This is a genomic window from Paenibacillus sp. MBLB1832 (genome assembly GCF_032271945.1).
GTDB lineage: Bacteria > Bacillota > Bacilli > Paenibacillales > NBRC-103111 > Paenibacillus_E > Paenibacillus_E roseopurpureus.
Genome location: NZ_CP130319.1, coordinates 4,100,785 through 4,127,775 on the forward strand (window position 1 = coordinate 4,100,785; position 26,991 = coordinate 4,127,775).

At 44.3% G+C, this 26,991-nt stretch carries 26 protein-coding genes; 10 read left to right on the plus strand and 16 right to left on the minus strand.

What is annotated here, in order from left to right; all coding sequences use genetic code 11:
* Positions 1 to 80: 80 nt before the first annotated feature.
* From MJB10_RS18250 to MJB10_RS18270, 5 genes are all read right to left on the minus strand, one after another.
* On the minus strand, positions 81 to 1,922 hold the full coding sequence (locus MJB10_RS18250; protein ID WP_314796984.1) for a CBM96 family carbohydrate-binding protein: 1,842 nt from the start codon (positions 1,920 to 1,922) through the stop codon (positions 81 to 83).
* Positions 1,923 to 2,267: 345 nt separating this feature from the next.
* On the minus strand, positions 2,268 to 3,605 hold the full coding sequence (locus tag MJB10_RS18255; RefSeq protein WP_314796985.1) for an ABC transporter substrate-binding protein: 1,338 nt from the start codon (positions 3,603 to 3,605) through the stop codon (positions 2,268 to 2,270).
* Between the two features lie 39 nt (positions 3,606 to 3,644).
* Positions 3,645 to 4,478, minus strand: coding sequence for a carbohydrate ABC transporter permease (locus tag MJB10_RS18260; protein ID WP_314796987.1), 834 nt, complete (start codon positions 4,476 to 4,478; stop codon positions 3,645 to 3,647).
* Between the two features lie 23 nt (positions 4,479 to 4,501).
* The gene (locus tag MJB10_RS18265; protein ID WP_314796988.1) at positions 4,502 to 5,431 is read right to left on the minus strand and encodes a carbohydrate ABC transporter permease; all 930 of its coding nucleotides are present in this window, start codon (positions 5,429 to 5,431) and stop codon (positions 4,502 to 4,504) included.
* Positions 5,432 to 5,537: 106 nt separating this feature from the next.
* Positions 5,538 to 6,179: a glycoside hydrolase family 66 protein gene (locus MJB10_RS18270; RefSeq protein WP_314805721.1), complete on the minus strand. Its 642-nt coding sequence runs from the start codon at positions 6,177 to 6,179 to the stop codon at positions 5,538 to 5,540.
* A gap of 326 nt (positions 6,180 to 6,505) precedes the next feature.
* Between MJB10_RS18270 and MJB10_RS18275 the strand changes: the two genes are divergently transcribed.
* Positions 6,506 to 6,826, plus strand: coding sequence for a hypothetical protein (locus MJB10_RS18275; protein ID WP_314796990.1), 321 nt, complete (start codon positions 6,506 to 6,508; stop codon positions 6,824 to 6,826).
* Between the two features lie 466 nt (positions 6,827 to 7,292).
* Here the strand turns inward: MJB10_RS18275 and MJB10_RS18280 are convergent, their stop codons facing one another.
* From MJB10_RS18280 to MJB10_RS18295, 4 genes are read right to left on the minus strand one after another with little or no spacing between them, the layout of a single operon-like run.
* Positions 7,293 to 8,060: a hypothetical protein gene (locus MJB10_RS18280; RefSeq protein WP_314796993.1), complete on the minus strand. Its 768-nt coding sequence runs from the start codon at positions 8,058 to 8,060 to the stop codon at positions 7,293 to 7,295.
* A gap of 41 nt (positions 8,061 to 8,101) precedes the next feature.
* Positions 8,102 to 8,644 carry a hypothetical protein gene (locus tag MJB10_RS18285; RefSeq protein ID WP_314796995.1) on the minus strand — a complete coding sequence of 181 codons (543 nt, stop codon included), beginning with the start codon at positions 8,642 to 8,644 and terminating at the stop codon, positions 8,102 to 8,104.
* A 56-nt stretch (positions 8,645 to 8,700) separates the two neighbouring features.
* Positions 8,701 to 9,861, minus strand: a complete 1,161-nt coding sequence (locus MJB10_RS18290; RefSeq protein WP_314796997.1) for a TniQ family protein — start codon at positions 9,859 to 9,861, stop codon at positions 8,701 to 8,703.
* The gene (locus MJB10_RS18295; protein ID WP_314796999.1) at positions 9,861 to 10,187 is read right to left on the minus strand and encodes a hypothetical protein; all 327 of its coding nucleotides are present in this window, start codon (positions 10,185 to 10,187) and stop codon (positions 9,861 to 9,863) included. The genes MJB10_RS18290 and MJB10_RS18295 overlap by 1 nt, the downstream gene beginning before the upstream one ends.
* 150 nt (positions 10,188 to 10,337) lie before the next feature.
* Here MJB10_RS18295 and MJB10_RS18300 point away from each other — a divergent pair, with 150 nt between their 5' ends.
* Positions 10,338 to 10,673, plus strand: coding sequence for a helix-turn-helix domain-containing protein (locus MJB10_RS18300; RefSeq protein WP_314797000.1), 336 nt, complete (start codon positions 10,338 to 10,340; stop codon positions 10,671 to 10,673).
* A gap of 55 nt (positions 10,674 to 10,728) precedes the next feature.
* Here the strand turns inward: MJB10_RS18300 and MJB10_RS18305 are convergent, their stop codons facing one another.
* Positions 10,729 to 12,378, minus strand: coding sequence for a TniQ family protein (locus MJB10_RS18305; protein ID WP_314797002.1), 1,650 nt, complete (start codon positions 12,376 to 12,378; stop codon positions 10,729 to 10,731).
* Between the two features lie 204 nt (positions 12,379 to 12,582).
* The gene (locus MJB10_RS18310) at positions 12,583 to 15,222 is read right to left on the minus strand and encodes an adenosylcobalamin-dependent ribonucleoside-diphosphate reductase (RefSeq protein WP_314797004.1); all 2,640 of its coding nucleotides are present in this window, start codon (positions 15,220 to 15,222) and stop codon (positions 12,583 to 12,585) included.
* 283 nt (positions 15,223 to 15,505) lie between these two features.
* On the opposite strand from MJB10_RS18310, the gene dat reads away from it, so the two are divergent.
* The 4 genes from dat to MJB10_RS18330 all read left to right on the plus strand — a co-directional run bounded on the left by dat (position 15,506) and on the right by MJB10_RS18330 (position 19,421).
* A complete protein-coding gene (gene dat, locus MJB10_RS18315; protein WP_314797005.1) occupies positions 15,506 to 16,336 on the plus strand; it encodes a D-amino-acid transaminase in 831 nt (276 codons plus the stop codon).
* 248 nt (positions 16,337 to 16,584) lie between these two features.
* Positions 16,585 to 17,640, plus strand: coding sequence for an ABC transporter substrate-binding protein (locus MJB10_RS18320; RefSeq protein WP_314797006.1), 1,056 nt, complete (start codon positions 16,585 to 16,587; stop codon positions 17,638 to 17,640).
* Positions 17,641 to 17,712: 72 nt separating this feature from the next.
* Positions 17,713 to 18,627 (plus strand): ABC transporter permease, encoded by a 915-nt coding sequence (locus tag MJB10_RS18325; protein WP_314797008.1) that lies wholly within the window; start codon positions 17,713 to 17,715, stop codon positions 18,625 to 18,627.
* Positions 18,627 to 19,421, plus strand: a complete 795-nt coding sequence (locus tag MJB10_RS18330; protein WP_314797010.1) for an ABC transporter ATP-binding protein — start codon at positions 18,627 to 18,629, stop codon at positions 19,419 to 19,421. The genes MJB10_RS18325 and MJB10_RS18330 overlap by 1 nt, the downstream gene beginning before the upstream one ends.
* Before the next feature lie 50 nt (positions 19,422 to 19,471).
* Here MJB10_RS18330 and MJB10_RS18335 read toward each other — a convergent pair whose 3' ends face one another.
* On the minus strand, positions 19,472 to 20,311 hold the full coding sequence (locus tag MJB10_RS18335; RefSeq protein WP_314805725.1) for a lipoate--protein ligase family protein: 840 nt from the start codon (positions 20,309 to 20,311) through the stop codon (positions 19,472 to 19,474).
* Positions 20,312 to 20,563: 252 nt separating this feature from the next.
* Here MJB10_RS18335 and MJB10_RS18340 point away from each other — a divergent pair, with 252 nt between their 5' ends.
* From MJB10_RS18340 to MJB10_RS18350, 3 genes are all read left to right on the plus strand, one after another.
* Entirely contained in the window at positions 20,564 to 22,354 is a 1,791-nt protein-coding gene (locus MJB10_RS18340) for a DEAD/DEAH box helicase (protein ID WP_314797012.1), read from the plus strand.
* Positions 22,351 to 23,355, plus strand: coding sequence for a YqhG family protein (locus MJB10_RS18345; protein WP_314797014.1), 1,005 nt, complete (start codon positions 22,351 to 22,353; stop codon positions 23,353 to 23,355). The genes MJB10_RS18340 and MJB10_RS18345 overlap by 4 nt, the downstream gene beginning before the upstream one ends.
* A 116-nt stretch (positions 23,356 to 23,471) precedes the next feature.
* Entirely contained in the window at positions 23,472 to 24,425 is a 954-nt protein-coding gene (locus MJB10_RS18350; protein ID WP_314797016.1) for a hypothetical protein, read from the plus strand.
* 50 nt (positions 24,426 to 24,475) lie between these two features.
* Here MJB10_RS18350 and MJB10_RS18355 read toward each other — a convergent pair whose 3' ends face one another.
* Together MJB10_RS18355 and MJB10_RS18360 are read right to left on the minus strand one after the other, a co-directional pair.
* Positions 24,476 to 24,661, minus strand: a complete 186-nt coding sequence (locus tag MJB10_RS18355; protein ID WP_314797018.1) for a YqzE family protein — start codon at positions 24,659 to 24,661, stop codon at positions 24,476 to 24,478.
* Positions 24,662 to 24,750: 89 nt separating this feature from the next.
* Positions 24,751 to 25,032, minus strand: a complete 282-nt coding sequence (locus MJB10_RS18360; RefSeq protein ID WP_314797020.1) for a hypothetical protein — start codon at positions 25,030 to 25,032, stop codon at positions 24,751 to 24,753.
* A gap of 174 nt (positions 25,033 to 25,206) precedes the next feature.
* Here MJB10_RS18360 and MJB10_RS18365 point away from each other — a divergent pair, with 174 nt between their 5' ends.
* Entirely contained in the window at positions 25,207 to 25,443 is a 237-nt protein-coding gene (locus MJB10_RS18365; RefSeq protein ID WP_314797021.1) for a hypothetical protein, read from the plus strand.
* Between the two features lie 67 nt (positions 25,444 to 25,510).
* Here the strand turns inward: MJB10_RS18365 and MJB10_RS18370 are convergent, their stop codons facing one another.
* Positions 25,511 to 26,164, minus strand: coding sequence for a Bax inhibitor-1/YccA family protein (locus tag MJB10_RS18370; RefSeq protein WP_314797022.1), 654 nt, complete (start codon positions 26,162 to 26,164; stop codon positions 25,511 to 25,513).
* A 201-nt stretch (positions 26,165 to 26,365) separates the two neighbouring features.
* Positions 26,366 to 26,902, minus strand: a complete 537-nt coding sequence (locus MJB10_RS18375; protein WP_314797023.1) for an NAD(P)H-dependent oxidoreductase — start codon at positions 26,900 to 26,902, stop codon at positions 26,366 to 26,368.
* Between the last annotated feature and the right edge of the window lie 89 nt (positions 26,903 to 26,991).

Here is a 26,991-nt window from a genome sequence, read left to right on the forward strand (position 1 = left end):
CTGTTCCAAGGTATGACCTCAGGCCCGAGAGGCTATGAATCATGAATAGTCAATAATGGATGTAACGATAGAGGTGGGAATTACTCAGTAATGATCAACTGAGGTCGCAATGAAGCGTTCTCTTTGCTGTTGAATTCCACTCGATTTTCATCCGATTGAGACTTCTTGATCACCAGAGATGCGCTGGTACCTTGCGATTTAATAAAACCGGTTACATCGAATTCGTAGTACTTCTCCGTGCCATTCACGGTGAAGGTGCCAAATTGAGATGGATTCACATAGGGTTGGTTATTCCAGGTTAGCGAATCCTCTCCCCAGTTGCTATAGGCGCCGAATACGGACAGCATAGTATCGCTGGTTGCGGTAACATTCTTACCGTAAACCCTCAGCTTGGCGCTCGTGATCAGATTCTTGTTCAGGTCGCCGACAGGGAATTTGAGAAAGATGGCACGATCATAATCCGCATTCGGATCATCCTTTACTTCTAGCTTGGCAGCAGTTCCATAATTGGTATTGGCATTGATTCCGCCCCGGATAAAGGCATCGTTCGTCGGATTCAGGCTGACCTTGGGTCTCAATCCATTCCCAAACACATCATCAAGAAGACTGTTGAAGGTATTGGATGACCGCTTATACACCGTATAATCACCGTTATCGTCCCATACCGCTGCCGGCATATTGCGCGCGATTGATTCGTTGGAAATGAATTGATAGAGCGCCTCCCTTTCCGGATCGATCGGCTCATTCTTATTCGTAGAGAAGCCGGAGCCCGCTACTCCCTTCAGTTCATACCAATAGGTTTGACCAAATTCCCCCAAGAAGACAGGGATATTATATTTTTGGGAAAAATCCTCATACACCTGCTGCATCTTGTCAATGATCGCCGCTCTCCAGTCGTAGCTGTCATAGCTCTGTACAACACACTCGCCGTTTACCATCGCTTTCACTTTCTTGGTGAGAGGCTGATAGAGATGGTAGGTTGCCATCATGTATTTATCCGTGCCCGACCCATCTGGCAAATCAGTTGCAAGTGCGTACGTCTTCGCCAAATATTCTCCGGCGTTGTAATGAATACCGCCGAACATGATGACACGCTTCTCATGAACCTTTTGCCCGGTGCTTGATGTATAATTGCGGATCGTGCTGTACACTTGTTTATTCATATTAACAACTGTTTGAATGGCAAGGCTTTCCCTAGCAGCTTCTGCATCGTACAGACTTTGAGGCGAAGGGCAGGAGCAACTAGGCTGACCGCTGACACATTTGGTGTTTGCCGCCATGATGCCATGGGGTTCGTTGAAAATCTCGAAGACGAGCGTACTTGGCGCGTTAGCGAACATTTTCGAAATTCCTTGCCAGATCGTGTTCAACTTGCTGATGTTGCTTGCGTAGTTGGAACCGTTAATCAAGTCCCCTTCTTCATCGTGAAACCAAAACTCGTGATGCGTATTCACAATCACGACGATTTCCCTTAGCCCTTGACTGGCACGCTGTGGATTTACAGTATTAAGAACATAATTGACCAAATTCTTGTACGTTACGACATCAGGGCTCGTTTCAATGATAGTGCCATTCGAGGTAATTCGGTCAGGATATAGCCGGTTCCCATTGCTGTCGACATCTTTGGGAACATCCCATCGAATCGGCATACGGATCGTAGTGTAACCCGCTCCAATGAAGGCATCCAGCACCGCTTTGGCAGAGGTATAGTCCCGGGGTTGGGCAGCGTATTGATTAAACATTTCAAAGGTGTTTCCAAGATTCGATCCACGTCCCATAAAAGAAGCCATTTCTGCCGCCGAGATGGCTGCCGGTGCGGCACTTGCCTGATTCATCCCAGCAGGAGCAGCAAGAATGGTGCATGCCAATGTGACGGATGCAAGAAGTTTACCGCATTTGCTTGACCAAGCTCTCAAGTTCATCGTTAATTCCTCCTCATTATTGAAGGTAAAGTGTGATTTCAAACTCTTTGAATCCGCTTACATTATTCGATGTAACGGTTCGTCATGCCAACACTAGTAAAGAAAGTATGATCTGCTGAAGTCATCTCCCCCTTTCCTACAGCCTCTTACTCTTTCTATTTGAGCATACGGACATAAGTCAAGAGCACCGAAGAAGATAGGTAATCGTTCACGGCATTCAAGTTCTTGAAGTTCTTCAAAGGAAAAGAACCTTTTTTCGCAAGGCTTCCGAATTACGCAAGATGCTCATATAAGTAATTCCAGATGGATGCCATAGGCGACAGCATCCATCTGGTCTGGGCAAACCTATTTTTTGTTGGATTCAATAATTTTGCTTATGTTTGTTTTCATTGCATCCACAGTCGCATCAAGCTTGGTTTCTCCAAGTAAATATTTTTCAGCCTGGGATAGGAATGCCTTCTCTACCTCACCGCTGTAGGCAGGAGGGACAACCGGGTTAGGAAGCTTCGTCACTTTGTGCACGTGAATCAGAGAGTCCTTATCGATTTTGTCAGGGGATTTAGTCGTATTGATAATCTGCTCCAGCTCCTTGGCTACGTCCGCATTCTTCCAAGCAGATAATTGTCCTGTTAAAGTCATACCTTCCGTAGTTAAGAAACGAATGAACTGGTATGCCTCTTGCTTATGCTGTGATTTCGAGGAGATTACCAGCGGGTCCGCTCCACCGAAAGAATAGGGCTCATCGCCTTTATTGTTAGTTGGCCATGGGGCAAATGCAGAAACGAAGGTCGCTGGAATCTTATCCGTACCACCCGCTTCCGTAATCATCCAAGGACCGGTAGGCAGCATTGCCGCTTTGCCCTGGAAGTACTGATCACGATAAGGGATCTTCTGCGAAACGACATCAATATACGGGGGAGCCGATTTATCTACTTGCTCCATATTATACCGAAGCTCCATGGAGGCTTTAAGCAGCGGGTTATCCCTGTCGAAGGCCGATCCGTCATCCGTCAATATATTCTGGTTCACAGGGGTGCTGTATTTCTTCAGCAGCATATAGTCCTTCCAAGTGTGAAAGAAAGTGCCATATTGCTTGCTTGGTCCTTCTCCCTTGGTAAGCTTTTTGGCATATTCCCTGAACTCATCCCAAGTCCAGCTCGAGGGTACCGGCAATCCCGCAGCGTCCAGTTGAGCCTTGTTTAACAGGACGAACCATGGTCCGAACTTTCCCGGCAGCGAGTATCGCTGGCCCCCTACCTTGATTTGCTCCGCCTTATAGATATCCTCGTACTTTACTCCCTCTTTCTTCAGATACTCATCCAAAGGCTCGAGCATACCGTTGGTAGCCCGCTGGGCAAACGCAGGCACGGCGTTTAACGAGAACACATCGAAGGTATCTCCCGAAGCGTACAGAACATCCATCTTCTTCATGGATTCATTCGAATCATTCTCTACAACGGTTTCATACTTGACCTTAATATTCGGATATTTCTTCTCGAACGCCTCAATAGCTGGCTTGTATACCTCAGGCTTAGCCCAGTACAGAAAGCGGATCGTTACGGGGTTGGCCTTGCCGGCCTCCACAGTTGTTGGTGTGGACTTCACATCTTTTTCTCCACAGCCCGTAAGAACGGTACCCAGAGCCAGGACGGATGCCAGTGCGCTAATTACTGTTTTTTTCATTTTTGTTTGCCTCCCTGTTTGTGTATATTTATATATCGGTTATCCCTTCACTCCGCCTAAGGCTACACCCTCGAGCACATGCTTCTGTCCAAGGATAAAGATCAGGACCAAAGGAATAATCGCTGAAACCGTTCCCGCCATGATTAATGAGAAGTACACTCCGCTCTCCGAGGCGAACTTATGAATGCCCAGCTGGATTGTCTCCAGCTCCTCGGACCTAATGAAAACAAGTGGATGCGCATAGTCGTTCCAAGACCAGATAAAGCGTAGTATGGCATAAGTGGCGAGAGCAGGCCGCACCAACGGCAAAGCAATGCCAAGGAAGATTTGGAAATGCCCGGCTCCGTCCATTCGGGCAGCGTCGATATAATCTTTGTGAAGCCCCAAGAAAAACTGCCGTAGCATGAATGTGCCCAGGGCACTCAGAGAACCTAGCAGGATTAAACCCAAGTGTGTATCGTAGAGCTTGAGATACTTAAATATGATAAACTGGGGGACCAGAATCGAATGGGACGGAATCATAAATGTGGCTAGAACAATCAGGAACATCGTGCTTTTGCCACGAAATTCAATATGAGAAAACGCATATGCTGCCATACTAGAAACCAGAACGGACAGCAGGGTTGTTAACACTGTTACCTTCACCGAATTCCAGTAAAAGAGGGCAAAAGGGTTCTCACCGAACCAAACCTCGGAATAGTTCTCAACAAAACGCCAGGTATGAGGAATCCACTCAATGGGATAAGTAAATACATCTATTTCACGTTTCATAGAGGCTGAGATCATCCACAGAAACGGCAGCAGGAAGATCAGGCCCACTAGCAGCATCACGGCAGTCAACACAATTTTGCTTATATTTATCTCTCTCTTCATATTACTTCTCCCACCCTACCAAACTAGTAATTAACCCACTTCTTCTGCCCATAAATTTGTACAACCGTAATCAGGAGCACACAACCGAACAACACCCAAGCCATTGATGACGCATAGCCTGTCTTGAGACTCTCGAAGGCTGTCGAGTATAAATACAAGGTTACTACCGATGTCGATTCTGAAGGCCCCCCATTCGTCAATACCTTAATGATGTCAAATGACTTAAATGAACTGATCAGGCCGGTAACGAGCAAGAAAAAGGTCGTAGGCGACACAAGCGGGAAAGTGATGCTCTTAAACTTGCGAACCGCTCCAGCCCCATCCAGCTCGGCTGATTCATAAAGTTCCTTCGGGATCGCCTGCAGCGCTGCCATATAGATAATCATACAGAACCCTACGCCTACCCACACCATAATTATCATGACCGATGGAAGCGCATAATGGATATCAGCTAGCCACTTCGGTGGATCCGTGATCCCGATTCCTCTCAAGAATTGATTGATCGGACCATAAGACGGGTGAAACAGCAACTGGAACACAATCGCCACGGCAACGATACTTGAGATGTACGGCATGAAGAAGATGACCTTCATGACATTCTTGAAGTAAACGAATTTATCGATAATGACTGCCAGCAGTAACGCCAGTACCATCTGCACGGGAACGACTACGAGCAACTTCAGATTGTTCATTAGCGACTCCAGAAAAACCTGATCGTCAAGAAGCATTGCATAATTTTTAACACCGACAAACTTTATTTTGTCTATACCCGAGATGAAGCTCCACTCCGTAAAGCTTAGTAACAAAGAAATGATTGTAGGAATTACTGTGAAAATGAGTAAACCTATCATCATAGGGGCAACGAAGGTATATCCGTGCAAATTTTCATAATTCTTCTTCTGCTTGACCTTCTTTGCTGAAATTTCCTGGTATGGCATTGTTTGTACCCTCATGTCTCTCCCTCCAGTGAATCTGAATCTTGTATGTATCTCTTCTTACTGTTACTATACTGATCTTAATTGAATTGCGGCAGTTCCATTTTTGACATCGTCTGAAAAATTATTGACTACTATAGAAAAGTTTGAAGTGCATGACGGTGAAGAACTTTCTGTTTTTCAGAATTTCCAAATTCTCTAAACAAAAAGACAACTCATATCCATTTTTAAATGGAATAGTTGTCTTTTTTGTTATATAAAGCGTATCATCCCAAAGCTGATCTTCGTTCCTTCGCCTGTGACGTATGCCTACTTCCTTCGTTCTCGGCATTCCCATTAAATCGCGAAATTTATCCAGAGGCAGAATGAGATCGTCATGCTTATACATCCAGTCATAAAATTGCACCACATTTAAATGCAGCTTGTTGATATATGCCACATCCGCTGTAACGCCCAACTTCGAAGTATTGAAATCACTCAGAAAGCCATAACGTATGGACTTGCGCCAATTCGATACCACATCGAAGGAAGTCGCATGCTCGTGATTCAGAATGTTCTGCTCATAGAGAAAGACATCCACACCATAGCCGTTAAAGACAGTATCCTTAGGAGCGACCACCATCTCGTGCTTCGTTATCTCAAATGGTTGAGTCCACACATCGCTACCATAAACCTCCACTTGCTTTTCTAAGAATGAAAAATTCGCGCCCAAGTTGAGCATGAGCGACGTATCCGTCGGATTGGCGATCTCAATGACGATGGTAATGCTCTCATTTCAAATAAACTGTGCTTTCTTCGGGTAGATGTCATGAAAGGCTGATCTGGCTCCACTGTATTCATCCTTTCACCGCTCCTGCGGTTATGCCTTTAATAAAATACTTCTGGAAGATAAGAAAAGTAACGACCGCTGGCGATACGCCGATAACGGCTGCAGCCGCCATCGAAGAACCCGAAATATTGGAGAAGAATTGAGAAGGAATGGCCGGAGCTATATCCGGAGCAATAAATCGTATGGCATGTTCAAGGCAAAGTAACCGGAGTATGGGGAGTAAGAGCTCCGTTATATCAGTTGGGAGAGGAGGTTCAAAAATAATGTGGACTTGGATCGTTATTTATACGATCGGAACCGGAGCCTTGAACACTTGGATCTACCGCTATTGGAATGAAAAGGGGCAGGGTGTGGAAAATGGGTGTTTATCGGCTGGATGCTTGTTGCCTGGATCACTGTTGTTGCATTCATGGCGGGACTTAAATTTCCGATCCCCAATAAAGCGTTGTTCCCATCCTGGCACGCATGAAGGAGCCGGACAGAGTACAGCAACTCCCCTGTTGGCCGTGCTTCCGCCGGAGCGGCGGCGAAGGCCTGCTCATTGGACGAGAGCCGTACTTTTCTCAAAAACAAGCACGCAATAAAGCCGCAACGGCAGGTTATGGCGAACATGTGTTAGAAGGCCCCGGATACCAATATGGCCAGTTCTTCAAAGACACCTTTAAGCGGGCTATGGGAGCATTGTACTCTTGCAGTAAACTCAACTATTCTCTGTAACTGTAATTGAAGGGCCAATAATTAAAAGAGAGGTAAACTTCCCGACAAGTTGGACATTCACTATGCCGCTAAATAAATTATTTTATTGAGCTATTCAAAACAGAGAGGACAGACGAATTAGTTTCGATCTGTCCTTTTCTTTTCATATTCATGGCCTCGATTCACTAAATGTATAAACAACTATCTTATTTTTAGCATGATTTTTCCTTTCTTCAAACCACTTTCTGGACAGCTTTGTCCGTCAGAGTTAAGATGACAGACTCTGTCAATACGCGGAGAGTATATTTTAGTAGTCTATTCATTTTAAGTACCTGAGAAAGAATCGTTCACTTATCATTTTTGGCTAAGCTTTGATAATTTGGTTAATTTATGGTGCCAATACTCCTTCTTACTCATTTCTTTATGGAATGTCATTAACAAATACCTTCTATTAACTGCAATAATTTTTCTAAAACTATTTAATTCTTTTGTCCTCAAAAAGCCTCTTGCTGTAAACTCGACTAATTTATTTGGATCAACTCTGGCCTTTTTTAAAGTTGTCTCTAAACCTAGGATATCAACAACCATATCTGTTCTATATCTAATTGGTGATTCAACAATTGATAGTGTTCCACCACTGATAGTAATTTTTTTCTCTAGCATCCCATTATACGATGTTAATGTTCTCACTTTTTCTTTTTCCCAAGAGCTATTTAATATCTCATACTTATTATATGATTCTCTCCATAGTCCAACTTTTCTAGTTAACCCAAAATCATTCATACTGGTATTAAAATGTGATACTGAGATCTGTTCTCTAATATCTTTATTAGCTGTATACTTCAAAAAATATTTTTCAGGGATGTTGTGACACTTCAATTTCTCTTTCTCTTCTTCCGATAATTCTTCACCCTTTATGTAAGTATTTTGATGAAAAATCCCAAGATCAAGAAGTAATACATTTAAATCCAAGTGGTTGTAACTGTATTGATTACAGATTTCAAATTCACCAACTACACCATGTTTTTTCCAAACCAATCTTTTTATATCTAGTGCATCCTGTTCAGTTCTAATCATATTTTTTAACAGACTTAACTTTTCTTTCTCTTGCTTCAGCTTCAAAAATGAACCGTCCTGGATAAATTTAATTATTCCTTCTAGTCTCATTTATCATCAATCTTTCTTTTAATTTTTATTTCATTACCCTTACTTAAACAATGCTGAATTTTTGAAATCGTATCTTCTTTAAAATAATATCTTTTTCTACCATCTTTCATATGCAAAGTGTAATTCGCAGCAATGTCATTTTCTTTTATTAGCCTCCACAACCTCTTTTCTCCAATTTTTAATTTTTTCATAACATCTTGAAAATAAAACCCCTTTTCTACTTGTTTATTTCTTTTAACTAGTTCCAGACAGGTCTTAATTTCATTTTCCTCATAATAATTGTCTGCAAGAGTCCCCGTAGGTAGAATTCTTAAAGGCTTGAGTTGCCCAGATAGCGTAAAAGAAATAATATCAACTATTGTTAGTGAGCATGTAGAAAATTTGATTAGTACATCATGAAATTTAATAAAATTAGGGGGCAGCTCAATTACAATTTGACCACTACATCTCTCCATTAAATTTTTTACTTCATCTAAATAAAACTGTTTATTCCGCGACTTTGCAATTTGAATTGGAGTTAAATAGCCAACACTAACCACTTTATTAACTGAGTATGAATTTATCCCTAATACTAATCCAACTTCCTTTCTTGAAATTAGTGACTCCTTTCGATTAAATAGTTATCCAAGGTTGCTTTCTCGACTAAATACCTTGATATCCCATTAGATAAAATTTTTTCGAGCTTCAACTCCTGATAATCACTTAGTTCTTCTAGCTTTTCATAAGCTATCCCAGTGAGTTGTCTAACCTCTTCTCTCCGCACATTCGTTCTTTTTGTTAGTAAATGTGGATTCTTCTTAAAAATTGAAAAATCCCTTCTTATTTTCCCTCTATCTACTTGATTAATGAAATAAGCATCGTAAGCTTCTTGGACCCATAAAAAATCCTTAACACCGAAGAGTTCATCAAATGCTTTTAATTTCTCATAATTTAATTGTCCGCGATTACGCGTTATGAAATTATCTAAAACAATTAAGAAATGATTTGGGAATTCATTATACATCCAATACACATTTGCTATAGCAGTTGCCAGCATAAATCCACTTTTTTCACCTTTGGAACGATTATGAAATATCGACAGGTTCTCTAGTGTTAGAGAGATATAATCAGGGGCACCATTAAGCAAATGGAAGCTGTGGAAAGCTAACTTCAAAAAATTAACAAAATTACAATTCTTGATAACCTTAAAATTATCATTCCAAAAGCCATAGGATATTTGCATTTGTGACTCTACAAAAATATTATTTCCAATTACTATTGGTTCTGTTTCAACGAACTCAAAAAAACATTTAGCACATTTTTGATTAATAAATGCAGCCATACTTATAAAGCAATCACAGTTAGGGCATTGATCCACCAATTTCACTTTATGCTCAATACATAAATGACAAGGGACCAACATCCAGATTGTTCGGTGATAATATTTATCCTGAATGCACAGCGGACAGTACTTCACTTTATTTCTCATCAATATTTTAGTATATAAATCTGACCCAATACGTTCTTCTAATTCAAATCCATTGTTTAGCCCAAAATTTACAAGGCCGCCATTCAAGTCATTAAGTTTACTTAGAGATTCTCGATGGAATTGATTATTTTGCGCTTGGTAAAATGATAAACAAAGGTATTTAGATAAATAATTAATATTATGATAATGATTACTCTGAGACAATCTGAAAAGATAACCTGAAATACTCTCATCTGGATAAATATCTAGTTGGTTTTTTAAATGCTTTATTTGAATAAAAATTCTCATCATTTTCTTACTCTTTTCCGTTTTTTCAATTGCTGCTTTAAGTCTCTTATCTTTTCTTGATAACTTAGTTTATTTTGCTCACTCATACCTATTTCATCAGTTATTCTATATGCAATCGTAAGACTACCATCGGTTAACACAACTAGAATATACTCGTTATCATTTCTGTCTACATAAATAGGAATTTCTCTAGATATTACCTCTTTAAAAATGAACCACTGTTCTTTGATTGCGACGCTACACGAATACCAATTTCCATTGAAAAATAACCCTTTGTTAGTAATTTCAGCTCTTTCCAGTGGAAATAAATCATACAATGTTTCCACAATTAACACCTCCTATTAATCTATTACTATTAATATCACCAAAAACTAGATTATTAATACAAATAGATAGCATTTTTATTTATATAATATGATTTCGCATATGTTTGACTTCATGTATCTTGACTACACTTCAATTAGAGGTGTTAGCCAATGTCAGATCCTACTTTAAAATTAATTGGTGAACGAATACGTGATTTACGTAAGCAAAGAGGATTCTCACAAGAACAATTAGGGGAATTAGCTGATTTTCACTATACATATATTGGTGGAGTAGAACGTGCAGAAAAAAACATCTCCGTTCTAAATCTTGCAAAAATTGCGACAGCACTGAACGTTGGATTGTATGACTTATTGGAATATACTAGGCAAAAAAGCCGAACCAAAGATAAATCAGATGATTTGGAGCAAATTGTAAATTTGCTACTTTCTTTAAAATCCAGCGAGGTAAAAAAAGTAAAGAACATCCTACTGGAAATGTATGAATAAAAATAAACATGGTGACTAAAGACAGTCGCCATGTTTATTTTTATTAAAAAAGTCTCTACTTCTTGATCATATTTCTCATGAAAATCTCTTTATTACGAATTTTAAAAACTTCCTTAATATTTTCATGTTTCTCAAACATACTAATCACATGATTCACATCAAATTTCAAAAAATGTGGAGCATCCGTTTTACCGCCTGAAGAATAGTACACATCCAATTGCCCAGCTTTAAAAAGCTCCTTACCTAATTGATTAATCACTTCACGTCTAGTTAGGTAATCACTTTTGTTATTACTCAAGACATTAAATGCATTCATTGCATCTTCTCTTAAATATAAATATTCCCATCGATTTATTCTCGACCGAAAAACTATTTCAATATTTCTTCTACTTAAATACTCTATTAAAGTATCTTTGCTCCAAATACTTTTATCTAATAGATCTTGGACTGCGATATACTGAGTCGCTTTTTGATCGAGAACTTCTAACTCAGATAGTTTGAAGCATACTGATTCAAGAATACTCCGACTCGGAACCTCAAACATCTCACAAATCAATTTCGCTGTTTTAATACTAACATTCCATCTTTTAGCTACAGCACCTACAGAGATAAAATTTATCTTTCCAGAGTAATTTCTGACTTGATTTTGTATAAGTGGAATACACTCTGAATTAATAATATTGAGATTATTTCTAGGATGTTTTATAAATTCCAATTTATTTTTTTTTATAATTCGATGAAGTATCTCTTCAGGAATATTATTAATTTCTAAAAGGTCTTCTATTAATAAAAAATTGTGATCGTAGTATTGATGTTCAAAACGAATATCTTTATATCCCCTTTCACGCTCATGAACTTTCCAGAGTAATTTCTTAATATTTTCATAAGGCATTGAATAAACAAATTTGAACATAAACTCCTTTACTTTATCGTACGATCCGTTAAAATGAATTCTTAAAAATAAAACTAGTTTTGACGGCCATGCTGAGAGTAAATCATGAGCAAGTGATAAAAATCTTCTTTGTAAAACTATTTCATGGTAGTACCCCTTAGCAAGTCTTTGTTTCTCAGTTGAATTTAAATTTAAATTAAAAAGCTTTGTTCTATCTACCAAATAATATGATAGCCACCTTGTTAAATATATTTGTTCTGTTTCATTTAATGAATGCCTTAAATATAAACAACCTATTTCTTTAAATCCACCATCCTCTGTCACATACTCTTTTTCATTATTAACATCAACAACCGGAGTATGCTTCAACAAGCAATGACAAGTACCACACCTCCCTTTCGTTACATCCTCAATTTTTATTTTTTTGTGACAATAATAACAATTTTCTATTAAATATATTAAATGTTTTATACAAGACGTGTGGTGACTCAGTGACCAAATAGTCCTATGATATGTCTTTTCTTTTATACAATTCGGGCAAAATCGCGTATAGTAATGGTTTTTCCATTCAGGTAAAGTTAGTCCTTTGAGATACCATTTAAAAGGAAATAAAAAGTCCTTGGATATATCCTGTCCAGTCAAAATTGATATTGATGCAAGATATTTATTAATATTTTCTTCAGAAGCGTCACTTCTAAGGTACCCTAATTCCAAATCTTTGACTTCGCGATGATTTACTAGAGCAAATCTACACAAAAAACCTTCTAATGATTCATCAGGATATTTATCAATTAAATTTGGTAATGATCTCATTTAATTCATCCTCATCCCTCAATAACAAACAAGGTCAGACGACAATGCTTTGCCGACTGACCTTGTTGTATATTTATTCATTAAAATGTATAAAGTGATATGTCTAAAAAAATATGGAACAGACCGTCTACTGAATTCTGGAACAATTCTAATTATTTCTGGAATTTGACAAGAAGAAGCCAGGGTTCCCACCCTGGCTTCTTCCTACGAACATCTGCTGTATCCGCAGTTGACACAGTTCTTGCACCCTTCGCTGTTCACCAGCGAAGCGGAACCGCACGCTGTGCACAGGTCCTTCGACGCGACACTCGTCGCGTTCGAAGCCGCGTGCCCGCTATACGCGGCGACAGCCGCCGCAGGCGCCGCCTCAAGCACCTCACTCGTCGCGGTCACGTAGTTCCGCGCGTCGTCAGGCTCGCTCATCACTTCGTCGTGCTGCTCGAGCGCTTTTGCCACCGCGTCTGCGATTGACTCGACGCGGTTGTTTCCAAAACCAATGGCGCCGGAGCCGCCAATACCTTTCAAGTGCTTCACGAGCAGCTTCACTTTGTCACCGTGATCGCCATAGCGCAAGAACAAGGAGCACACGCGGCCGAGTGCCTCGGACATCGCGAACACGTCGGACCCTGCCTTTCCTACGTTAAGAAAAATCTCGCTCGGCGTTCCGTTCATATCATTGATTGTGATGTACGCCATCCCGAAAGGTGTATTCACTTTATACGTAGCGCCGCGCAGAATTTGCGGACGGCGTTTGTACTGCTTGTCGAAGACCTGCTCCGTCTTCGCATCCACATTCACGGCTAGTTTGCTAGAAATAGAAGTGAAGCTTTCATTTTCCACCAAAGCCTCTGCCGCGACAGCTACTGGAGCAACTTCTGGTTGAGTCTCCACTTTCGTTTCTTCCTTCTTATCTGAGCTTGTGCTCAACACTTGAACATCACGACTGCCATCGCGATAGATGGTCACACCTTTACAACCCAGATCGAACGCCAGTTCGTACAGTCGTTTCGTTTCTTCTACCGTGAAGTCAGACGGGCAATTCGCCGTCTTCGAAATCGAGCTGTCCACCCATGTTTGGATAGCCGCTTGCGCACGAATATGATCTTCCGCCGTCAAGCTCATCGAGGTTACGAAATAGTCTGGCAGGTCTTGATCAGGATGTGCATCCTTCCATTCCTGCGCGATCGGTACGTACTGCTTGTCGAAGCCAAGTCGGCTTTGGCGGAAATATTCAAAGGCAAAATACGGCTCAATTCCCGTCGATGTACCAACCATCGTTCCTGTGCTTCCTGTAGGCGCTTGGGTAATTACAGTTACGTTACGCATACCTTGCTCACGAATCGCTTCCCCGACTTCTGGATAGACGCTGGTCATCTTCTTCATAAATCCGCTTTCCATAAATTTATCTGCGATAAACGCTTGGAAAGAACCCTTTTCTCCTGCAATTTCTGCAGATGCCAGATAAGCTTCTCTCGCCATAAAGCCATAAATTTTATCCAGGAATACTAAGGATTCCGGGCTGCCATAACGAATTTTCAATTTGATCATAAGCTCAGCAAGTCCCATCGTGCCAAGACCTACACGGCGTTCGTTCTTCTGGTTCGCTCGATTCTCTTCAAAATGATACGGCGTTTTATCAATCACGTTATCTAAGAAACGCGTTGAGTAGCGAACGACTTTAGCGAGATCTTCCCAATCCACATCGTGGTTCGCTTCATCATAGAACTTGGATAAGTTAATCGCGGATAAATTACACACTCCCCATGCAGGCAATCCCTGTTCTCCACACGGATTCGTACAAATAATCGGATTAAAATACCAACTGTTCGACATTTGGTTATAATACTCAAGGAACACAACGCCAGGCTCTGCGGATTTCCAAGCGGACTCAATAATTGTATGCCATACTTCCCGTGCACGCACCGTACGATATGGCTTAACCGATTTGCCTAATGCTTTCCAAGCTGCCAAGTCACCGTTCCACTGTGTATCGTAATCAGGATCAGTCGTATCAGGGAATACAAGCTCCCACTCCAAGTCTTCCTTCACAGCTTTCATAAAGCCGTTACTCACACACACCGACAAGTTGGCGTTCGTAATTTGCCCCATCGTGGACTTCACTGTAATGAAATCCTCCAAATCCGGATGCCAGTCATTGATCATAAGCATAAGCGCTCCGCGGCGGCTCCCACCTTGCTCGATTAAGCCCGTTGTATAGCTGAACAAGCCGCCCCACGAAACAGCGCCGCTTGACGATCCATTCACGCCTTTGACAATGGAACGTCTTGGTCGCAAGGAAGATAAATTGATTCCTACGCCGCCGCCGCGCGACATGATTTCTGTCATCTCCGACAGGGTGCTCATAATACCGCCGCGACTATCATGCGGTGATGGAATGACATAGCAGTTGAACAGCGTCAACTCGTCACTCGCATCCGCGCCAGCCGCGATTCGACCGCCAGGTACAAGCTTCCAATCATTCAATACATACTTGAATTTCTCGGTCCATTCTGCGCGCTTCTCAGGTGTTGCCTCGACGGAGGCCATCGCTCCTGCCAAACGATCCCACATTTCCTCAGGTGTCTTTTCTCTATTTAATGTCAGCTTCTCAACCGCAGATTCAACCGTTTCACCGCTGCGTGTCAGAACCTTCACTGTATTTCCCTCACGGCTAACAATTTCACCAACTTCTTTGGCTGGAAATTTCGGATCATCTTTGGTCAGTACGAGAACAGTGTCTCCCACTTTCGCTTGACTCGTATCTGCATCCTTCAGCGCATACCGATCCAGAAATATTTTCTCGCTCAAACCCGTCAACTTCTTACTGGTGTAGCCATTCCCCATCTTTCAAAACCCTCCCAATTAGCCGCAAATAGTGCTGCGATTTAAGATAATCCCTACAAGATCCAGAAACTGCCAATTCACAATATCTGGTATTCGTTTCTGATTATACTACACAATATTTAGCATAGACAAAGTCTAATTACCCATTGATTTTCATATCATAAAATGCTAGTTTTGACGTCCTTCATAACGTTTGGTAACGTAGAAATAGTATATCACATTTTCCAGACATATAGAACGTACGTTCGATCAAATATTTTTGTGCAAAATGGAGGGATGAATCATGTATTTTTTCAAAAATGAATTCGTTGACGCGAAGGACGTTCAAATTTCACCTGACGATCGCGGCTATTATTTCGGTGACGGCATTTACGAAGTATTTCGCGTGTATCAAGGTCAGCTTTATGAGTGTGAAGCTCATATGCAGCGATTACTGCGCACGGCGGCTGAAGTACGTCTGCAACTGCCTTATTCCAATGAAGCTTTCGTACAAATCCTGAATGAATTGATTCAAAAGAATGGCCTCAACGAGGGCACGATTTATTTGCAAATCACCCGTGGTGAGGCACCTCGCGCACATCCTTTCCCGACACAGGCGGAGCCGATTGTTCTTGCCTATAGCAACGAAGTGAAGCGCCCGTTAGCCACTATTGAGAACGGCATCAAAGCTGTTACCCAACCCGACATTCGCTGGCTGCGCTGCGATCTCAAGACCTTGAATCTGCTCCCCAACGTTCTCGCCAAACAAGCTGCGCTTGATCATGGTGTGCAAGAAGTTGTGCTCCATCGTGAAGGCACGGTGACAGAATGCAGCGCATCGAATCTGATGATTGTGAAAAACCAGACCCTCTACACGCATCCTGCGAATCACTTGATTTTGCATGGCATTACAAGGGCCGTTGTCTTACGAATCGCGCATACACTGGGCATTCCGGTTAAAGAAGAAGCTTTTACCACGGGGCAGCTGCTTCTGGCGGATGAAGCGTTTATCACAGGGACTACCGTAGAAATCACACCGCTGCTCGAAATCGATGGACAAGCCATTGGCACTGGCGCACCTGGTCCTTTAACCCAAACGCTGCAACGTGAGTTCGAGAAAACTTTTCTAAATTGAGCAGCCCCCCCCTCCAATGAATCAAACATAAACAGCCCAAGCAGCCATGCTTAATGGCTCTTTGGGCTATTCTCATCCCCTTCGAATAACGAGCACCCTATTGACGGAATCCCCATACACAATTAAACTATGGTTAATTATTATCAGCCTTGGGTTCATCACACCCAACACTTCGCTGAACAAAAGCGTTAAAGTGGTGGGAGAGCAATGCGTCCAAGCAACAAGCAAGAACTTCGAGAGGGGCAATCATGTTGAAAAAGAAAGCGGTCTTATCATTCGTTTTAACAGCAGCACTAATGGTTGTAGCAGGCTGTGGGCAGAAGTCTGAACCAACACCTGCAGCAGGAGGAGCAGCATCAGCAAAACCAGCGGCTTCAGCTTCCGCCCAAAAAACGTACAAACTTGCGATCTCGCAAATTGTGGAACATCCTTCGTTGGATGCAACACGTCAAGGCTTCCTTGCTGCACTGAAGGATGCCGGCATCGTGGAAGGCACCAATTTGAAAGTCGATTTCAACAATGCGCAAGGCGATCAACCTAATAACTTATCCATTGCTCAAAAAATAGCTTCCGCTGACTACGATCTTGTACTCGGGATTGCAACTCCTTCCGCGCAAGCAGTCGTACAGCAAGTGAAGAAAGCTCCAATTCTTTTCGCTGCGGTAACAGATCCCGTTGCAGCCAAAATCGTGCCAAATGCAGACAAGCCAGGCGGCAATGTTTCTGGAGCTTCAGATACGAACCCAATGGCGGTTGCTCAATTGATGGATTTTGTAGCTGCTAACATGCCTAAAGTGAAAACTGTTGGCCTTGTCATTAATGAAGGTGAGCCGAATGCGGTCATTATGGCGAAAAATGCAGAGCAATCACTAAGCAAACATGGCATTAAGCTCATTAAAGCGCCTGTTACGAACACATCGGAAGTGAAGCAAGCTGCACAATCCCTAGTAGGACGCGCAGATGCCTTCTTGATTACCTTAGATAACACCGTTGTTAGCGGCGTGGATGGTATCATTCAAGTTGCCAATGAAAAGAAAATCCCTTTCTTCTCGAGCGATCGCGATACCGTTGAAAAAGGGGCTTTTGCTACCGTTGGTTTCAAATACTATGACCATGGTTACCAAGTAGGTCAAATGGCAGTCGACATTCTCAAAAACGGCAAAAAGCCAGGTGACATGAAAGTAACCGTACCTGACAAAATGGATCTGATCCTGAACCTGAAAGCCGCTAAAGCGCAAGGAATCGAAGTCACAGATGCGATGAAAAACGCAGTCAAAGATAAAGACAAAAACATCATTCAGTAAAGAGTACACACTAAAAGGGGTGAACGTCACTTTCGTTCATCTCTTTTTTTCAAAGTAAGGAGGAAAATATCGATGTTGGATTCCATAAATGGTGCCGTCGAGCTGGGTCTTCTGTATGCCTTGATGGCGCTTGGTGTTTATATCACGTTTCGAATTCTCGATTTCCCCGACCTCACGGTGGATGGAAGTTTTACAACTGGCGGTGCGATTGCTGCGATTCTGATTGCCAATGGTTACTCTCCGCTGCTAGCTTGTTTAGCTGCTTTTGCAGGTGGACTTGTGGCTGGGGCTTGTACAGGATTGCTTCATACGAAGGGTAAAATTAATGGATTGCTTTCAGGGATTCTAATGATGATTGCCCTGTATTCGATTAATATGCGCATCATGGGCAAGCCGAACATTTCGCTTCTTGGTGTAGATACATTATTTACTGCTGTGTCGCCAATTACGATTGTTCTAATTATAGTTGTCGTGTTCAAATTATTGCTTGATGCGTTCCTGCATACTGATCTTGGACTTGCTCTGCGAGCAACGGGAGACAATGCGCGAATGATCCGCAGCTTCGGTGCAAATACCCACAACACAACGATCCTAGGATTGAGCTTGTCCAATGGGTTAGTGGCGCTATCTGGCGCGCTTATTGCGCAGCAGTCTGGATTTGCTGATATCTCCATGGGAATCGGGATGATCGTCATTGGACTGGCATCCGTTATTATTGGCGAAGCGATTTTCGGTGCTCGTTCGGTTTTCCAAGCCACTTTGGCGGCTGTTCTCGGCTCCATCGTGTACCGTATCGTTGTTGCTTTAGCACTGAGAGTCGAGTGGCTGAAAGCGTCCGATTTGAAGCTCATTACCGCCATCATCGTTATTATTGCGCTCGTACTTCCTTCCGTGCAGCGTGCCATTAAGCAAAAAGCAACGGCTAAGAAACGCACAGCGGAGCTCATTGCACGCGCTTTGCAAACGAATCCTGGAGGTGAGCGATAGTGCTGCAGCTCTCGAACGTCTCTAAATTATTTAACCCAGGTTCCGCTGATGAAAAAATCGCACTGATCGGCATTCAGTTGAACTTGAATCCAGGTGACTTCGTCACGGTGATCGGCAGTAATGGCGCTGGCAAATCTACGTTGATGAACACCATCTCCGGCGTCATGACACCAGATGCCGGCGAAGTTCGCATTAACGGCGAGGTGATTCATCACCTGCCGGAGTTTGAGCGCAGCCGCTGGATCGGCCGCGTCTTCCAAGACCCCATGGCTGGGACCGCTCCTCGAATGACCATCGAGGAGAATCTCGCCATGGCGTACGCCCGCGGCAAGAAGCGCGGCCTGAGCTTCGGCGTCAACGCGCGTAAGCGCGCGTTGTTCCTGGAGCAGCTGCAGCGCCTCGGCATCGGCCTGGAAGGCCGTCTGCGCGCGAAAGTCGGACTGCTCTCCGGCGGCGAGCGCCAAGCGCTCAGCTTGCTGATGGCGACCTTCACCCAGCCGCAGATTCTGCTGCTGGATGAGCATACCGCAGCTTTAGATCCTGCGCGTGCCGAGCTGATTACACGATTGACTGATGAAATCGTCCGGGAAATGAAGCTGACCACACTGATGGTCACGCACAACATGGAGCAAGCCATTCGACTAGGCAATCGCCTCATCATGATGGATAAAGGCCGTATCATTCTCGATGTGAACGAAGAACGGAAGAAAGACCTCACGGTCGAACAACTGCTTGGGGAGTTCGAGCGCATCAGCGGGAATAAGCTGGCGGATGACCGAGTCGTACTCGGATAAACACAAATATAACGCCGTTCCTTCAACAGGACGGCGTTATTTTTTTCACCTTATCGACGCAAATTCCACTCTTCAGTACCGTACTTCTCTTGAACAAGACGATTCGTTAGCTCAATCTCATAGTCCGTCAATGCAGACTCGACGAGCTCAACACCGAGGCCCAGCGCAATCTCACGGCGGAAGGCTTCCTCCACCTCGCGCAGCGTCACTTCCTTTTTCCCCTGTGCACGCAGCAATTCGTTAATCGCCACCGCTTTCTTCAGGAAGCTTTGTTTCATCCGATCGGCTACTTTCTCATTCGAGAATCGCAGCATCCGGAATAATTGATCCGTGTCCATGTCAAGTAGAATAGAGCCGTGCTGCAGCACAACGCCTTTCTGCCGTACCTGCGCACTGCCAGCCACCTTCCTGCCTTCTACGACAAGCTCGTACCACGACGGAGAATCGAAGCAAGCAGCCGAACCTGCGGAAGCGTATTTCTCCTTTTCCTCATCGCTTGCCAACTGAACCATTTCCGCACCTAACCCTAGCGCTCGAAAGCCTTGCAGAAGCCCTTCACTCAGTACGCGGTACGCTTCCGTCACATTGCGCGGAATACCTGGGTAGTCCTCTGCCACAATGATGCTATATGTGAGCTCCTTATCGTGCAGGACCGCTCTTCCGCCTGTCGGACGGCGTACGAAACCGATCCCCTCGTTCGCGACAGCCTCCTGATCGACTTCTGCCGCCTTTTGAAAATACCCAATCGACAGTGTCGCAGGATTCCATCCGTAAAACCGCACCGTTGGCGGAACTTTGCCTTCACCATGTGCGGTCAAAATCGCTTCATCCAAAGCCATATTTTCAGCAGGAGACCGATCTCCTGTATGTATAAATCGCCATGCCGTCATCATTCGTGTACCTCATCCTTCCATTATGCCTGATTACCCAAACTACTCTCTATCATAGCATAGATACGCCACCGGTTACGACTTCCGCTCTGACCGCCTGCATAAACACTTCCATGGGAAAAGTTATGAAAGATGCTTCTATCGGACATACTAGCATGTATTCGACGTTTTGCAGGCCAATCGCAGAATCAGAACGTAGCGTATGCTTACGATGCTAGTTTTGCTACGCAAAACTTTTGGGAGGGCAAGTCCATGCGTCAACATGATCAGCAAGAGAACATCCGCCCCATTCATAAACAACTGGATATGCATATCGAAAGAGACTGGTTTACCGAGCTGGACCATCGCGTACGCGGCGGAGGGCCTTGGGACGACTGGACACTCTATCAGCTTGCCTACGAATCGGAAGAGTCGGGGCTTATTTCTAGTTTCGATGAAATGCAATGCCTGCGTCACCTAGGAACACTTGAACCGATGGCGCACCAGATCGAAACCGCGAAGCGTGTCCTGAATGAGATGCGCGGACGCGCGATATTAGCCGATGAAGTCGGACTTGGGAAAACGATCGAAGCTGGTTTGATTTTAAAAGAATACATGATCCGCGGCTTGGTCCGCAAAACGCTCATCCTCGTACCCGCTTCCCTTGTGCTCCAATGGGTGCGGGAGCTGAATAGCAAGTTCGGTATCCCTGCGGTCGCGCATAAGAAGGCGTATATGTGGCAGCAAGCCGACATCATCGTCGCTTCGATGGATACGGCCAAACGTGATCCGCATCGCGACATCGTGATGGGCTTGGAATACGATATGCTCATTGTCGATGAAGCGCATAAGCTCAAAAACAAAAAAACGACCAACTACACCTTCGTCAATGAGTTGCGCAAGAAATACTGCCTGCTCTTAACAGCTACGCCTGTACAGAACGATCTCAAAGAACTCTACAACCTCATCACGCTGCTCAAACCCGGCCAACTCGGCGGTCAAAATAACTTCAAATCCAACTATGTCGTTGGTAAGCGTACGCCTAAGAACGAAACACAGCTCCAGCAGGAGCTCTCGAAGGTAATGATTCGCAACCGTCGCGGCGACGGCGGCGTGCATTATACACAGCGTGTTGTGCGGAACATACCGCTCACCCTTTCGCCGGACGAGCAGGCCCTCTACGATGGTGTGACCCAATTCGTTCGTACCCGCTATGCCGAGAGCGCGGGGGATCTCAGCTCGATGCTCTCGATGATCACGCTCCAGCGTGAAGTATGCTCCTCGCGGGACGCGGTGTTCATTACGCTAGTGAATTTGTTCAAGAAAACCGCTGAAGACTCTCCCGTGCGCGCGAAAATATGGGAGCTTGTTGAGCTCATTCGCAGCATTAAATCGAACAGCAAAGCCGAAACCACGATGAAGCTCATTCAAGAGATTAATGATAAAGTCATAATTTTCACCGAATATCGGGCTTCGCAAGAATATTTGTTAAATTATCTCAAAGAACACAAAATCACAGCCGTGCCCTACCGAGGCGGCATGAATCGCGGCAAAAAAGATTGGATGATGGACCTATTCCGCAATCGGGTTCAAGTGCTTATTGCAACCGAGGCGGGAGGGGAGGGCATTAATCTCCAATTTTGCCACAACATGATCAACTTCGATCTGCCGTGGAACCCGATGCGTGTGGAACAACGGATTGGGCGTGTGCATCGGCTTGGGCAAAAGCATGACGTCAACATTTACAACTTATCCACAAGGAATACCATTGAAGAACATATCCTCTCCCTGCTGCATGAGAAAATTAATATGTTCGAGCTCGTTATTGGACAGCTGGACACTATCATTGAGAAAATCGAGAAAAAAGGCTCGCTAGAAACATCCCTGTTCCGCATGGTCATGGAAGCAAACTCTAGTGAAGAGATTCGCCGCCAAATCGATGAACTAGGCCATTCCTTTAGTGAAGTCAAAGCCGAGATTGAGCAAAATCCACAGTATGGCGCACAGTTCCAAGGCATCCTTGATGCAGTCGGCGGCACACAGCGTGTGGAGGTTAGACCATGAATAAACGAAATATTCATACGTTCGTCATGCGGTTTCTGGAGACGTTCGATTGTACCATTTTGGAGAAAACGCCCTCGTATGTCACCGTCAAGCTATCGCCCGAGGCCGATCGGGAAATGACGGGCCGCCCTTACTACTGGAGCTTCATTGAGCGAACTGGTGCAGTAGCTGAGACGATGACCTATAAATTCGTGTTCGATCCTGAGCAAATGCAGCTGGAAGCGAAGCCGAAGGCAGCGACGGCGACGGCTGTGAAAAGTCCTCCACCCGCAGGTTCAGGCACCGCCGGATATGGCGGTCCATCAGGGCAATCTGTTGCTGGTGAGCCAGACAGTATTCTCGGGCGGTACTTCGGCTTCGTTCCCACGACGATAACAGCCCGAGTCCCGCAAGATGAAGTCACCTTCGGCAGTCAAAGGCTGGACCAAATCTTCAGAATCGTGCGCGAGCGAGGGCGCTTTGTTCACTTATTTGAGGAACCGTTCCGCATGGGAGCCACTTATCACGCCTCCTTGGTGTACGACACATGGTTCTGTGTGAACTACAAGGTGGAACTGGCTTGCGATCGCAAACGCAGCGAAATTCACTCGCTCGCCATCCAATTGAACAGCGGTGAAATTCGCGAGCATTTTCATAAAGGGATGCTGACCAAAAGCCTCTCTCCGCAGTTGCCTGCCAACAGCCACATTTTGCCGGATACGATCTCGATCCCGAAAGCCATTAACGCTTTGGAAATGACGCTCGAGCGCAAAATCAGCACCTACGATCACCGCTGGGCCGATGATGCCAATGCAGGACACCGTACTGAAATTGATCGTGTCGAAAATTATTACAACGGACTGCTCCTCGCAGCTGATCCTGCGCAGCGCGACGAAATCGAGACACAATGCCGTAATCGCTTGCAAGAAATCGACTGGCAATACAAGCCTCGCATCGCGGTTTCGGTCATTAATGGCGGTTTATTTCACTTAAATGCCTCCCGTTATGCATCCAGAAACTGACGGAACTCGCTAAAACCTCGCAAATAGTACACAACAGGTTCTAACAATCTTTTTAAGGCATAAGAATTACAATAGACACATAGACTAACAGGTTAGCGAGAGGCAGGTGAACGAAGATGAAGCCATGGACCACTTGGACAGCCACATGTTTAATTTTGTGCAGTATAGGCTTCATGCCCCTACACACTTCAGCCGTTGACAACGTAGATGGGACAAGCCTTACCCAAGTAACAGAACCCAGCAAAGCAGCATCCCCCGCTCCTGATTCAACGGATATAACCGACTTAGCGAGAAATGCTTCCTTCGGCACTACAATTAGCAAGTGGCAATCGACGCTCGCGAAAGAGAAAGGTTTTGAAGGCTGGACAGGGGCCAAATGGAACTCCTATCCGCTAGGACCTGGCACGCACGGATGGGTTATTCTCCTCTCCGATCAGGGTCATGAAGTCGGCTACATGATCGTACATGCGACGGAATCAGGCGATTTCCGATTAACCGAATATGGGACAGGCAGCTCGCCGCTGTTCAGCTTGTCCACGTTGTATCGCTCCTTGGTACAACAAGAACTGATACCATCTACTAATTTATTTGAGGATTTTGTGCGAAATAAAAACATCCAACTGGACCGCCTATATGCAGGTACGCTTACTTCTGTTTGGAAAATAACGCTAGATAACGTGTCCTATTATCTCGATGCCAAATCAGGCGAGCTGCTTCCGCTCACCGAGGATCCCAAGCCGCACGCGACGTCCGAGATCGTCAAAGGAACAGAACTATCGGATAGTGCACTTACGATTACGCGTCCATCTTTCGATCCTTATGAGATGCTCCCTTGGATTCAAGGCACACCGCTGCCCGTGACCTCCTTAGCGGAGCTGCAAGTTGCTTTCGACCAAAATGAAGACCTAACGTACGTCATTAATCTGTACGACAATCAAGTAACGATGCCGCTGGCTATTCTGGGCTTCCAGCAATGGGCGCATGGGGACACCTACCTCACGCTTGACCATGAGGGGCCGCGATATGTGCGATTAGACGAAACACTTGGCTTTGGCAGTGTATATCCGTAAATAGGAAAAGGCCAACCCGTTGTGAACTCACAGCCGGTTGGCCTTTTTGGCTATTTCTTCGATCGTCCGAACAGCATCCGAGCCGCTAATGGCAGCATGCCGAACCATCTCGTTTGCCAATCTTCCTTGTGGACCTTTTTTGATGCTTTCGCTTGCTGCCGAACTTCCTTCGGCGTATCGATATACGTCACCACTTGCTGCGTTATGTACTTCACAAGATCATCACTCTTGGCCATACATCCACCTGCCTTTACCCCTATTCTCTCCAGAGTAAGAAGGCCTTAAACTTCCTGAAGACAGGTGGAACAGGCTCATCCACATCGGTTCACGCTGGCCGTCCGCCGCTCTCCGCGATAATTTTGTCCGCGAACGTTTTGATCGTACCACAGCCTAACAGTAATGGCTTATTGTCACACTGCAGAAGCAACGTTTGGGCATTGGTGTCCCAGGCATATTGGAAGCCTACATTCATGCTCACCACAGTGATTGTAAATTTGCCAGTAGCCGTATTCGGAATCGCAAAACCCTGTCTCCTTCCGACCTGTTGTAACGCCCTGAATACAGAAGGTGTAATCCCTCTATACATCCATGTGCTGCAAGTCGCCATAGGTCTTCTCCCCGCTTTCAATTAAGATCATTAAATTGTATGAGAGGGGAGCGGAAATCGTGCTTATTTCGGAAAAATGCCTTCTGACATCACATCGCTTGTCATATGGACGTCTAATCTTACACGCCTCGCATAAGCTAGAGTAAGTAGAGAGAGAAAGAGGTGTTTGATTCCATGTGGAAACTCATGCTCCACACCGAGCAATTCGACATTCATATGCATGAAGCTGAATTAGTCTTAAGGATTAGTATCTATGCTGGGGAACAAGCAGCCCCCGTAACCGTTCACATGAGCTATGCTGATTTAACCGAGATGCTGCATACGCTTCTGGAAATCAATCGAACCTTCCGAGGCGATATTTCGTTCTTTCTTGCTAAAACCTTGTCAGACAAGCCCCTAAGAGGCTCTTAAAAAAAGCACGCTGCTCCTGCCACAAGATTGTGGTGCGAAGCCAGCGTGCTTTTATAGTTGTATTCGGTTAGTCGCGGTTAATCCCAGCAATGGATGCTAGGAAGCGCAAGATGTATAAGAACAAGTTAATGAAATCCAGATAAATATTCAAAGCAGCCAGCGGAACAGCTTGCGGTTCAACACCGTTGCGATACTGAGCTACGTCATACAATACCCAGCCGCTGAAAATCAGAATCCCAATAAACGACCACACGAGGTTCGTGATGGACCCGAAATTCAAAAACATGCCCATCACGCTCATGAGCACAAGACCAATTGTTCCTGCGAACAAGAATCCGCCTAGGAAGCTAAAATCGCGTTGCGAACGGTGTGCATAGAAGGCCAATGACCCGAAAATCGCTGCTGTCGCAAAGAATGCGCCAGATACCACATTTGCGCCAAGCAAACCGCCGTATGCCATGATGACTGGGTACAGAGTTACACCTGAAATTGCAGTAAACGCATAGAGGAATCCGTAGCCGATATGTTTGCCGCGAATACGAATTACGATCGCTGACACCAGCATGACAACCTCTGCAATTACGAAAAGCATGATCATCGAAGGAGGAACGACCATCGCACCGATCATCGTACCAAGAAAAGACACCAAGAGTGAAATCGCAAATGTTTGAAGCACATGAGCAAAGCTGCCAGATTGCGTGACGCTAACTGTTCTATCCATGAAATCATTCAGCTCCTTAGTTCAAAAGAATTGTACAATCTATCTTATGTATTATACCTGACATTCATGAAAGCCGCTACTGGGTGACTTGTCTTCTGGTTCCAAAAACGAAATCGCCGCTCAGCACTCTATGTAAACTGAAACGGCGATTTTTATTTACTTGCTCAACGTAATTAAGCTGTGTTCCGTCATGTAAACAGCCTAACTTACTGTTACTGTCTGAGTCGTAACGAACTTCACATAGTCTGTTGTGCTTCTTGCCAGTTCTTCATCGTTCACATGCATAACTCCGTTCAAAATGTAAGGAGTCATAAATTTAGTGCCAATGAGGTTGCTCGTTGCCTGGAACGGCTTTAATAATTCCTCCATCGTGTAGCGATTGTAGCCGCTATGCTGATAAGATTGCTCAGGGCCAAACGTGGAAACTGCCAGTCCCAACTCCTTACCGCGCAGCTTATCTCCACCTTCCCCATACGCCCAGCCATAGGAGAGAACCACGTCAAACCATTCTTTTAATAACGATGGAGAGCTGTACCAGTAAAAAGGAAACTGAAGAACAATACGATCATGCTCCATCAGCAACTCCTGCTCTTTCGCTACATCAATCTTAAAATCAGGATAGGCATTGTATAACTGGTGAATAGTAACCGTGCTTTCGTTTTGCAAGGCTTGCATCCATGCCTTATTAATTCTGGAATTCTCAATGTTTGGATGGGTAACGATAACTAATGTTTTCATATCAATCTCTCCTTTGTTGTTTGTACATACAACTATTTATTAATAAAAAATATTCCTTTTGTAATAATCTATTTACGATAGGAATATTG